Genomic DNA, 11,118 nt, shown 5'->3' on the forward strand with positions numbered 1-11,118 from the left:
CAGTGTAGATACAGATCAAAAAATCGAAGAGCAGAAAGAGAAAGCGATTTGGCATATTTTTGCAGAAGAAGGCGAAATGGTTTTTCGCGAATATGAAAGTGAAATGTTACGTTCACTACCGGTTCAGAATGTAATTATTACAACTGGTGGAGGAATTATTGAACGAGAGGAAAATCGAAAGTGGATGAAGGAAAATGGAACTGTTGTGTATTTATATTGCGATCCACATGTAATTGCAGAAAGGCTTCGGGAAGATACGACACGTCCACTATTTCAGAAGAAAGATATAGCTGCATTTGTAACGAAATTTGAATCGCGCCGAGCTTATTATGAAGAGGCCGATATTCATATCGATACGACAAATAAGTCGGTAAAGCAAATTATGAATGAATTAAAGCAAAAGATTAATGAATAAAAAAGTGGACATACTAATCAAGTAGAGGTGATGATAATATGTCTACTAATGATTATGTACGCTTTGTGACACAGCAATTTGTGTCATATATGGATGCTCCAAAAGAGGATCGAAAACAACAGAAACAACAACGTCGTGCGGAGAAAGAGCCATTCTTAAATAAATGGTTTGGTGTTATGCCACTGAGCGCTGCTTTGTTTTATCGAAATGTAAAAAATAAAAGAAAAAAATCAAGCTAACTTTTTCGTAATATGTTTAGCAAAACCAAAATCCCCTAGTATAACAAGATGCTAGGGGATTTTGGTTTATTGCACAGATTCTTTTTCTTCAGTAACCGCATGTATTTTATTGTTTACCCATACAAATCCAATTCCGATACAAATAGAAATGCCCCACCCAACAGCGGTCATAATAGCTCTCATTTCACCATATCCATCTACACCGAAAACAGAGATGAAATAGATTTTCAAGAAACTTTTTAATATAAATTGAAGACCGAAAAATAGTGTTAAATATTGCAGTGCTGGATATATGCGACTATCCCGGTAAAGCTCACGACTTTTATCGCGGTCATGGCCTTGCAGCGCTGCGATATCCGCTGCGAAATATAACATAAGTGGTTTTTTCATAAAGATTGTACATATAACGATGCAGCCAAGTACGATATGATAATATGCATMATTCCATAGCATTCGTTCCGCTGATCCAGATATTAAGTCTACCGCTGTATTAGAAATAAGTGTAATTAAAATAAAGAACCCTGTAACGTTAAACTGTTTTTCTTTTTTAAAGGTATACAGTGTATAAATAATTCCCGGAACAGAGGAAATTAACATTGCGTAATAAGGATCGATATAAGGTTTTGCAAATTTCCAAATGAGGAATGGGAATACGAGATAAAAGACAAGATCTAATATAGCTTTTTTATTTTGATTCATACATGGCCTCCTTAAGTCATACATATATTTTATAATATAATTTCTGAAAATTGTATAAGGTTAATGAAAAAAAAGAAAAGTAGATGTTTAATAGATTAAGAAATTGCCCCTAGCGTAGTAAGTTTTTTTAGTATATAATAAAGGAAACGCTTTCATTTTTTTACTTTGTTCACAAAATGGACGGAAAATCACATATTTACTATTGATATGTTGCTTTATAATGAAACTAATTAAATATACATGCATACAATATTGTGAAATAAATAACATAAATAATCTATATAAATGTAAACGYTATCAAAGAGAGAGGTGGAGACAATGAGTAAATTTTTCTTCAATCATAATCCAGCAACATTAGAGGATGGAAGACTTGTTAAGTATGCTGAAATTATTTATGGAGAAGGTGGCCGTTCTGTATTAGAAAATTTAATGGTGAAGGCATCTATCAGATTGCGTGATCGTTATCCGAATAAATCTGACGAACAGATCTCGAACCTCGTAAATCAAGGCATCCATGATATGTTTCAAAAATACGTGAATGAGTAAGAGCAGCTACTGGCTGCTCTTATTTTTTTGTATAAGGATTGTGCTTTTAGCTGAAAATAAAGGTGCATTCTGAAGTGTGTAAAAAGGAGGGGAAAAGATGAGCAATGGAATTGGTCGTTCAAAAGAAAATCTTCCAACTGATGCAAATCATGTAAGCGCGAAGGACCGTGCAAATCAAAAATGTATGACAGAGAAAAAACAACAAGAGCGTAATGACGATAGAGAATAGGATGGAAAAACATCTTAAAGAAAGCTCCTTCAACTGTTGAAGGAGCTTTCTTTAAGATAGAAAATGATTTGCGGTAACATAAAAGAGACCGCCGTTTATAATTTGTATTGTAATACGTGGTTCGTATTGTTCTTGTAATGCTTGCTTTTCAATTTCATAGCTTTCTGGAAGTTCATCGCTATCTTCGTAAAATCGATTTAAAAGGTCTAAATCGTGATTCCAACGCACTCTCGCTTCTTTTGCCCACGTGTGGTCATCTTCAGCAATTATACTTTTTAAAGCATCCTCTATACGTTGTAAGCCACTTTGTGGCTTAATGATAGGTGAGAGCGTAAAACAAAAATCAGGTATTTTCGGTGTGAGTTTGATCTCTGCTAAAGTGTCATGAAAGTTTGCAAGCATTGTCCCGGAAATAAGATGAATACCGATGGAATGAAGTATGTCTTTTTTTCGGTCGCATTGATAAGATACTTTTATATTTACACCAAGCCAAGGGTGAAGAGGGGTATGAGTTGCCCCGCTATGTTTCACTTCCTCATATAAACGTATGTATGAGCCTAGTTCTTTTGTCGTTTCAAATATTTGATGCAAACGTGGTGAACCGTAATGAATAAGTTCACCGTCGTTTTCTTCGTTTTCCGGATTTGTAATAAGAGTAAGGCGCATCGGGTTCGGAACGCCTCCTGTTTTTTCAAGATAGTGCCAATAGAAAGGGCGGTTCATTAATAATTTATCCATTTCAATTGTTAACTGCACGTCTAATAGGTGAGGGGAACGCTCTAAAATTTCACAGTTATTCGCCTCAAAAAAGTTGTATAAGTAATTATGAATTTCATTTTGCTGCATAGTCCYGCACCTCTGCTTCATTGCGCTTCGCAAAATCGATAATAGATGTTAAATTTTCCATCTTGATTCGAATTTCACCCTCGCTTTTTGACTGCGCGAAAATCTCTTGAATATGTGCATCAATATTTTTCATGTTGATTCTCGTTAAAATTTCATCGAGTTCACCGATTACACGTTCAAATAAATTAATTTTTTCATATAGTAGTTTTAAAATGTGCTCTTCAACAGTATGCTTTGTTGCTAAGTTATAAATATGAACATCATTTTTTTGTCCAAGGCGGTGAATACGTCCAATCCTTTGCTCAAGTCGCATTGGATTCCACGGTAAGTCGTAATTAATCATATGGCTACAAAATTGTAAGTTAATTCCTTCACCACCAGCTTCGGTCGCAATTAATACTTGGGCACGATTTTGGAAAAGCTCCTTCATCCAATCTTTTTTCCCGCGCTTAAATCCACCGCGAAATGGGACAGAGGAAATGCCATGTTGTTGTAAGAACCATTGTAAATACATTTGTGAAGCTCTATATTCAGTGAAAATAATGACTTTATCGTCAATTTCTTTTATAAGCTCTAGTGCTTTATTTGCTTTGGAGTTGAACGGAATATGATTAATTTTATCCATCAGCACATCAATATGTGGGTCCTTTATGTAATGCTCATTTTCTTTCTGCCGTTTTTCTACATGTTTTTTTAATGAATAGTAAACAGCTTCCCGACTACTACATGCTTCCCGTTTTAAAGTTAAGGATGAGAAAGCAGATGTAAAGGCATTTTGTTCACGCCAATTTTCAATTTCATTATACAAAGCTTGTTCTTCTTCATTAAATTCAACGAAGATTGTTCGTACATGCCTCTTCGGCCAATCAATGCCAGTGTTATGGCGTCTATTTCGAACCATTACTTTATTGATAAGAGCTTTTAAATCTTCATCGGATTCAGTGGAACGATTTTTTGAAGCATAATATTCTTCAAAATTAGATTGATTGCCTAAATGACCTGGTTTTAATAAAGAAACGAGGTTGAAGATTTCATCAATTTTATTTTGAACAGGAGTTGCGGTTAGTAATAAACAAAACTTCTTTTTTAATCGCTGTGCAAATTCATAGTTTTTTGTTTTATTGTTTTTTAGTTTATGTGCTTCATCGATAATAATAAGGTCATACTCTAGGTTTAAAACGATATCGCGATGCGGTGAACGTTTCGCAGTATCGATTGATGAAACGATGACATCAGCTTGTTCCCAAGAATAACTTTTCTTTTGAGCGACCGCAGGAATAAAAAATTTTGTGTTAAGTTCATATGCCCACTGAGATACGAGAGAAGCTGGAACGAGAATGAGTACCTTTTTTACAAGTCCTCGAACCATGTATTCTTTTAAAATAAGTCCAGCTTCAATCGTTTTTCCAAGTCCAACTTCATCTGCTAGAATCGCTTTACCATTCATTTGTTCAATGACATTTTGAGCGACCTCCAATTGATGCGGAAGCGGCGTGAAATGTGATAAATGTTTCGGTGCTTGCAATCCATCAAAAGTAGGAACGAGTAATGATTTCTCTGTTTTATAAGCTAAATGATATAAATCCCAATTTGTCCAAGGACCATCTTCATCAATTCTTTTTAAAAAATTGTTTTGCCACGTTCGATCTACGGAAATATCGACATTCATTAAGACTCTCCCACCTTTTATAAACTAAAGTGATTATTTTAAAAATCTTTATTATAAGCCTCGTAATAAGGCACTATCACAATTACTAAAAGTTAAAGAATAGGCAATGATTCAGGACTAAATCTCGAAAGTTGTATTTAATATGATTAAGAATAAAAAATTCTAAATTTTTTTTTATGCTAGAATATTGATGAAATATAGCGAATGATGTTAGGATAATGGTGTGAAATGTGTGGAATCTTTCGTATTTTATCCAAGAAAGTAACTTTTTATTTACGCTTTCATAAAAAAATATACTGAGATTCCGTATAACCTTATCTTTTCAGAATGAAAATGTTTAGATATGGGAAGCAACTTTTATTGATTTGTCAGAGCATAAGGGGGAAAGAGCATGATTACATTACAACGTACACCGTTATTTGATGTATACGCGAAGTATGGTGGGAAAACAATCGACTTCGGTGGTTGGGAATTACCAGTTCAATTTTCAAGCATTAAAGAAGAGCATGAAGCTGTACGTACAGAAGCAGGTTTGTTCGATGTATCTCATATGGGAGAAGTAGAGGTAAAGGGTGTAGATAGTTTAGCATTTTTACAACGTGTTGTTACAAATGACGTATCTACCTTAAAGGTAGGAGGCGCACAATATACAGCTATGTGCTATGAAAATGGCGGCACAGTAGATGATTTATTAATCTACAAACGTGGTGAAGAAGACTATTTATTAGTAATCAATGCATCAAATATCGAGAAAGATTACGAATGGTTAGCAAGTCATGTAATTGGCGATGCAAAGGTAGTCAATGTTTCTAGTGAAGTTGCGCAACTTGCAATTCAAGGACCAAAAGCACAAGACATTTTACAAAAAGTTGTGTCAGAAGATTTGAAAGAAATTAAGTTCTTTAAATTTAAAAACGATATTCTTGTAGATGGAATTCCTGCACTTGTATCTCGTACAGGTTATACAGGTGAAGATGGATTCGAAATTTACTGTAAGAGTGAAGATGCTGCAAAACTTTGGGTGAAACTTCTTGAAGTTGGAGAAGAAGATGGGTTAAAACCATGTGGCTTAGGTGCTCGTGATACACTTCGCTTCGAAGCAACACTTCCGTTATACGGACAAGAGTTATCAAAAGATATTACACCGATTGAAGCGGGAATTGGCTTTGCGGTAAAACCAAATAAAGAAGCAGATTTCTTTGGGAAAGAAACGTTAAAAGAGCAAAAGGAAAACGGTGCATCTCGTAAATTAGTCGGCATCGAAGTAATCGAACGCGGTATTCCTCGTACGCATTACCCTGTATTTATAGGAGAAGAAAAAATCGGGGAAGTAACGAGTGGTACACAATCTCCAACGTTAAAGAAAAGCATTGGTTTAGCACTAATTGATGTGAAATACGCAACAGTTGATACAGAAGTAGAAATTGAAATTCGTAATAAACGCGTCAAAGCAGTAGTTGTTCCAACACCATTTTATAAACGTTCAAAGTAACGGGGAGAGGGGTAGATTTCATGTTGCATCGTTATCTTCCAATGACAGAAGAAGACAAAAAAGAAATGTTACAAAAAATCGGCGTTCAGACGATTGATGAGTTATTCTCTGATATTCCAGAGAGTGTTCGTTTTAAAGGGGATTTAAAAATTAAAGAAGCAAAATCAGAGCCAGAGCTTTTAAAAGAGCTATCTCAAATGGCTAGCAAAAATGCGAACTTAAAAGAATACGCTTCTTTCTTAGGAGCAGGTGTATACGATCATTACGCTCCAGTAATTGTTGATCATGTAATTTCTCGTTCAGAATTTTATACAGCTTACACACCATACCAACCAGAAATTTCACAAGGGGAATTACAAGCAATTTTTGAGTTCCAAACAATGATTTGTGAATTAACAGGAATGGATGTAGCAAACTCTTCTATGTATGACGGAGGTACAGCTTTAGCTGAAGCGGCAATGTTAGCAGCTGGTCATACACGTAAAAAGAAAATTCTTGTATCTAAGGCGGTTCATCCAGAATCAAGAGCGGTACTTGAAACATATGCAAAAGGTCAACATCTTGAAGTTGTTGAAATTGATCATAAAGACGGTGTAACAGATTTAGACGTATTACAAAGTGAAGTAGATGATACAGTTGCTTGCGTAATCGTTCAATATCCAAACTTCTTCGGACAAGTTGAAAAGTTAGCTGATATCGAAAAAATCGTTCATCAACAAAAATCATTATTTATCGTTTCTTCAAATCCATTATCATTAGGCGCATTAACACCACCAGGAAAATTTGGTGCTGATATTGTAATCGGTGATGCACAGCCATTTGGTATCCCAACGCAGTTTGGTGGACCTCATTGTGGTTACTTTGCAACAACGAAAGCATTTATGCGTAAAATTCCAGGACGTCTTGTCGGACAAACTGTAGATTCAGATGGTAAACGTGGATTTGTATTAACGTTACAAGCACGTGAACAGCATATTCGCCGTGATAAAGCGACGTCTAACATTTGTTCAAACCAAGCGTTAAATGCATTAGCAGCATCAGTTGCAATGACTGCACTTGGAAAACAAGGTGTGAAAGAAATGGCACGTCAAAATATTTCTAAAGCACAATATGCAAAGCGTCAATTCGAAGCGAAAGGCTTCACTGTAACGTTCGCTGGACCATTCTTTAATGAATTTGTTGTAGATTGCAAACGTCCAGTTAAAGAAATAAATGATGTATTAATACAAAAGAATATTATCGGTGGTTACGACCTAGGCCGTGATTATAAAGAGCATGAAAATCATATGCTTGTAGCAGTAACAGAGCTTCGTACAAAAGAGGAAATTGACACACTTGTAAACGAAATGGGGGCTATCCAATGAAGAACCAAGACCAAGCACTTATTTTTGAAGTGACTAAAGAAGGACGCGTAGGATATAGCTTACCCAAATTAGATGTAGAAGAAGTAAAATTAGAAGATGTATTTGAGAGCGATTATATTCGCGTTGAAGATGCAGAGCTTCCAGAAGTATCTGAACTTGATATTATGCGCCATTACACAGCTCTTTCAAACCGTAACCACGGCGTTGATTCTGGATTCTATCCACTTGGATCTTGTACGATGAAATATAATCCGAAAATTAATGAAAACGTTGCTCGCTTCGCAGGCTTTGCCAATATTCATCCACTTCAAGATGAAAAAACAGTGCAAGGTGCAATGGAATTAATGTACGACTTACAAGAACATTTAATTGAAATTACAGGTATGGATACTGTTACGTTACAACCAGCAGCTGGTGCACACGGAGAATGGACAGGTTTAATGTTGATTCGTGCATACCATGAAGCAAATGGTGACTTTAACCGTACGAAAGTAATTGTTCCTGACTCTGCTCACGGAACAAACCCGGCGTCTGCAACAGTAGCTGGTTTTGAAACAATTACGGTGAAATCAAATGAACATGGTCTTGTTGACTTAGATGATTTAAAACGTGTTGTAAACGAAGAAACAGCAGCACTTATGTTAACAAATCCGAATACATTAGGCCTATTCGAAGAAAATATTTTAGAAATGGCAGAAATTGTCCATAACGCAGGCGGTAAATTATACTATGATGGTGCAAACTTAAATGCGGTATTAAGCCAAGCACGCCCAGGAGATATGGGATTTGACGTTGTGCATTTAAACCTTCATAAAACATTTACAGGTCCGCATGGCGGCGGTGGCCCAGGTTCTGGTCCAGTAGGTGTGAAAGCTGATTTAATTCCGTACTTACCAAAACCGATTTTGGAGAAAACGGAAAATGGCTATCACTTCAACTATGATCGTCCAGAAGCAATTGGGCGTGTGAAACCATTCTATGGTAACTTCGGAATTAACGTTCGTGCATACACATATATTCGTTCTATGGGTCCAGATGGACTACGTGCAGTAACTGAGTATGCTGTATTAAATGCGAACTATATGATGAGAAGATTAGCACCATTCTATGATCTTCCGTTCGATAGACATTGCAAGCATGAATTTGTATTGTCAGGTCGTCGTCAAAAGAAACTTGGTGTACGTACATTAGATATTGCAAAACGTCTGCTTGATTTCGGTTACCATCCACCAACAATTTACTTCCCATTAAATGTGGAAGAATGTATTATGATTGAGCCAACAGAAACAGAATCAAAAGAAACATTAGATGGTTTCATTGATAAGATGATTCAAATTGCTAAAGAGGTAGAAGAAAATCCAGAAGTTGTACAAGAAGCACCACATACAACGGTAATTAAACGTTTGGATGAAACATTGGCTGCTCGTAAACCAGTTTTACGTTATGAAAAGCTAGCACCTGTACAAGTGTGATTGGAATAAAAAGAACTCGCTACATGCGGGTTCTTTTTTTTTGGCAACATTGGTGCGGCTAGAATGAAAAAATGTTGAAAATTTATATTTTTTGTTTCATATTGCTGTAAAGATGCGGTTTTATAGGTGATTTTGTTGAAAAAGTCGGTTTGATAAAAGTATTTATTTTTGTTAGAATTTTATTGAAATTAAGAAGATGTGATGAGGTAGAAATTACTCATTTTTATGTATATGTGAAAAAACGAGCAAGGCGGGGGTGGAAGCGTGGGATATAGATGTTATAGAATGGTATACCATCTAGAAAATGGAGAAACAATTAAAGATGTAAAAGAATTTTGTTACAGAGACCAAGGAAAAGTGTTAGAAAGAGTAGCGCACCGTGTAATGGATAATAGAGAAGTGACAGCGATTGATAAACAAGGAACAATCATTTCAATAGCGTGTGAGGACATTGTAAAGGTAGAACTTGATTACATAACAGAAAGTTAACCTTGAGTCATATCGAATTATTCGATACAATATACTGTTGAATGGTGAAGAGAGAAGAGAGGAGTTTATCATGGATAATACAAGACACTTTTATATGTTTATTTTAGCGTTTGTTCTTGTTGTGGCGTTAACGATTTATTTAATTGTTGATAGCAGCTGGTACAATACAGTTCATCCAGCATTCCTTCTTTTTATGTATGTAGGAATTGCGGTTGTTAGTTTCGGAATGAGAGACGAAATGTTAGATCGCTTTGAAAAGTGATACATATACGAAAGACCAACAGGAAAATGTTGGTCTTTTTTTCTTGCCGAAAATAGGATGTTTTGTATATACACACTGGAGGAAAACATGAATATTATTATTTCGAATTCTTCCCAAGACCCTATTTATGTGCAAATAAGGAAACAATTAAGCCAACTTATTTTAAATGGTGGTTTAAAGGGTGGAGACCAATTACCGTCTATTCGTAGCTTAGCGAAGGAATTACAAATTAGTGTAATTACAACGAAGCGTGCGTACGAGGAGCTTGAAAAAGAAGGATATATAGAAACTGTTGCTGGGAAGGGGACTTATGTTTCACGTAAAAATAATGAACTATTAAAAGAACAGCGGCTACGTCTATTGGAAAGTAAAGCGGAAGAGATTGTGAATGAAAGTAAAGTGTTGCAGCTTTCACTTGAAGAGTTGCAACAGATGATTGCGTGTTTATACGAGGGGGAATAAGAGATGTTAGAGCTAAAAAACGTTTGTAAAACTTATCAAGATTTCTCAGTGAAAAATGTAAGTTTTACATTGCCACGTGGATATATTATGGGATTTATCGGACCGAATGGAGCTGGAAAAAGTACGACGATCAAAATGATTATGAATTTAATCAGAAAAGAGAGCGGTGATATAAAAATTTTTGGTAAGGACAATAAGAAAGCCGAAAAGGAAATAAAACAAAATATCGGTTTTGTATATGATGAAAATCATTATTACGAAGATTTAACGTGTGAGCAAATGAAACGGATTATTGCACCGTTATATAAAAAGTGGGACGAAAAGCAGTATCAATCGTATATGCAGAGATTACAAGTTCCAACGTATAAAAAGATTAAAGAGTTATCCAAGGGGATGAAAATGAAATTTGCGATTGCAATCGCACTTTCACACCATGCGGAATTCATTATTATGGATGAACCAACAGCAGGATTAGACCCAGTTGTTCGAAGTGAATTGCTTGATATGCTGCAAGAGATTGTAATGGAAGATGAAGTATCTGTCTTACTTTCCACACACATTACAACAGACTTAGAACGCATCGCCGATTATATTACGTTCATCAATGATGGAGAAATTATATTTACTGGTGAAAAAGACGAATTAATGGAGAACTATGTAATTGTAAAGGGAAGTAATGATTTATTAGATCGAGAAGGAAAAGAACTATTTGTTGGATTACGAACAAACAAATTTGGTTTCGAAGGTTTAGCAAAGGATAAACAAGCAATTGTAGACTGGTTTGGAAATGAGATTGTACTAGAAAAACCTACATTAGATGATATCATCGTTTACACTGCGAAAGGGAGAGGTGCTTATGCGTCAGCTCATATATAAAGATTTATTCTTTTTTCGTGTAACTTGGTTAGTGAATCTGAGTATGCCTCTTTTATTC

The 11,118-nt window shown here is 35.6% G+C and carries 14 protein-coding genes and 2 pseudogenes; 12 read left to right on the top strand and 4 right to left on the bottom strand.

What is annotated here, in order from left to right; translation table 11 throughout:
• Nucleotides 1-415: shikimate kinase (locus AC1DTM_RS12060; RefSeq protein WP_477000262.1), on the top strand; the 415-nt coding region annotated here is incomplete at its 5' end.
• A 38-nt stretch (nucleotides 416-453) separates the two neighbouring features.
• Entirely contained in the window at nucleotides 454-654 is a 201-nt protein-coding gene (locus AC1DTM_RS12065) for a YqzE family protein (protein ID WP_002015009.1), read from the top strand.
• A gap of 66 nt (nucleotides 655-720) precedes the next feature.
• Here the strand turns inward: AC1DTM_RS12065 and AC1DTM_RS12070 are convergent, their stop codons facing one another.
• Nucleotides 721-1,353, bottom strand: coding sequence for a VC0807 family protein (locus AC1DTM_RS12070; RefSeq protein ID WP_477000263.1), 633 nt, complete (start codon nucleotides 1,351-1,353; stop codon nucleotides 721-723).
• A 127-nt stretch (nucleotides 1,354-1,480) separates the two neighbouring features.
• Nucleotides 1,481-1,599: pseudogene (locus AC1DTM_RS12075) on the bottom strand (GTP pyrophosphokinase).
• A gap of 72 nt (nucleotides 1,600-1,671) precedes the next feature.
• On the opposite strand from AC1DTM_RS12075, the gene AC1DTM_RS12080 reads away from it, so the two are divergent.
• A complete protein-coding gene (locus tag AC1DTM_RS12080; RefSeq protein WP_000032698.1) occupies nucleotides 1,672-1,899 on the top strand; it encodes a hypothetical protein in 228 nt (75 codons plus the stop codon).
• A 97-nt stretch (nucleotides 1,900-1,996) separates the two neighbouring features.
• A complete protein-coding gene (locus AC1DTM_RS12085; RefSeq protein ID WP_016106147.1) occupies nucleotides 1,997-2,128 on the top strand; it encodes a hypothetical protein in 132 nt (43 codons plus the stop codon).
• A 51-nt stretch (nucleotides 2,129-2,179) separates the two neighbouring features.
• On the opposite strand, the gene AC1DTM_RS12090 is transcribed toward AC1DTM_RS12085, so the two are convergent.
• The gene (locus AC1DTM_RS12090; protein ID WP_002160497.1) at nucleotides 2,180-2,974 is read right to left on the bottom strand and encodes a YqhG family protein; all 795 of its coding nucleotides are present in this window, start codon (nucleotides 2,972-2,974) and stop codon (nucleotides 2,180-2,182) included.
• On the bottom strand, nucleotides 2,961-4,643 hold the full coding sequence (locus tag AC1DTM_RS12095) for a DEAD/DEAH box helicase (RefSeq protein WP_477000264.1): 1,683 nt from the start codon (nucleotides 4,641-4,643) through the stop codon (nucleotides 2,961-2,963). Before AC1DTM_RS12095 ends, AC1DTM_RS12090 begins: the two co-directional genes overlap by 14 nt.
• Before the next feature lie 391 nt (nucleotides 4,644-5,034).
• Here AC1DTM_RS12095 and gcvT point away from each other — a divergent pair, with 391 nt between their 5' ends.
• The 8 genes and pseudogenes from gcvT to AC1DTM_RS12135 form a co-directional block, all read left to right on the top strand.
• Nucleotides 5,035-6,135, top strand: a complete 1,101-nt coding sequence (gcvT, locus tag AC1DTM_RS12100) for a glycine cleavage system aminomethyltransferase GcvT (RefSeq protein WP_002111803.1) — start codon at nucleotides 5,035-5,037, stop codon at nucleotides 6,133-6,135.
• Between the two features lie 20 nt (nucleotides 6,136-6,155).
• Entirely contained in the window at nucleotides 6,156-7,499 is a 1,344-nt protein-coding gene (gene gcvPA, locus AC1DTM_RS12105) for an aminomethyl-transferring glycine dehydrogenase subunit 1 (RefSeq protein WP_477000265.1), read from the top strand.
• Nucleotides 7,496-8,971 carry an aminomethyl-transferring glycine dehydrogenase subunit 2 gene (gene gcvPB / locus AC1DTM_RS12110; protein ID WP_002122485.1) on the top strand — a complete coding sequence of 492 codons (1,476 nt, stop codon included), beginning with the start codon at nucleotides 7,496-7,498 and terminating at the stop codon, nucleotides 8,969-8,971. Before gcvPA ends, gcvPB begins: the two co-directional genes overlap by 4 nt.
• Nucleotides 8,972-9,256: 285 nt before the next feature.
• On the top strand, nucleotides 9,257-9,460 hold the full coding sequence (locus AC1DTM_RS12115; RefSeq protein ID WP_000262495.1) for a DUF3929 family protein: 204 nt from the start codon (nucleotides 9,257-9,259) through the stop codon (nucleotides 9,458-9,460).
• Between the two features lie 70 nt (nucleotides 9,461-9,530).
• A complete protein-coding gene (locus tag AC1DTM_RS12120) occupies nucleotides 9,531-9,722 on the top strand; it encodes a hypothetical protein (RefSeq protein ID WP_002160499.1) in 192 nt (63 codons plus the stop codon).
• Between the two features lie 87 nt (nucleotides 9,723-9,809).
• Nucleotides 9,810-10,184, top strand: a complete 375-nt coding sequence (locus AC1DTM_RS12125; RefSeq protein ID WP_016106145.1) for a GntR family transcriptional regulator — start codon at nucleotides 9,810-9,812, stop codon at nucleotides 10,182-10,184.
• A 3-nt stretch (nucleotides 10,185-10,187) separates the two neighbouring features.
• Nucleotides 10,188-11,060, top strand: coding sequence for an ABC transporter ATP-binding protein (locus AC1DTM_RS12130; protein WP_016106144.1), 873 nt, complete (start codon nucleotides 10,188-10,190; stop codon nucleotides 11,058-11,060).
• A pseudogene (locus AC1DTM_RS12135) lies at nucleotides 11,041-11,118 on the top strand (ABC-2 transporter permease); the annotation flags it as partial. The gene AC1DTM_RS12130 and the pseudogene AC1DTM_RS12135, both read left to right, overlap by 20 nt.

Source organism: Bacillus sp. P4_D3, assembly GCF_056401855.1.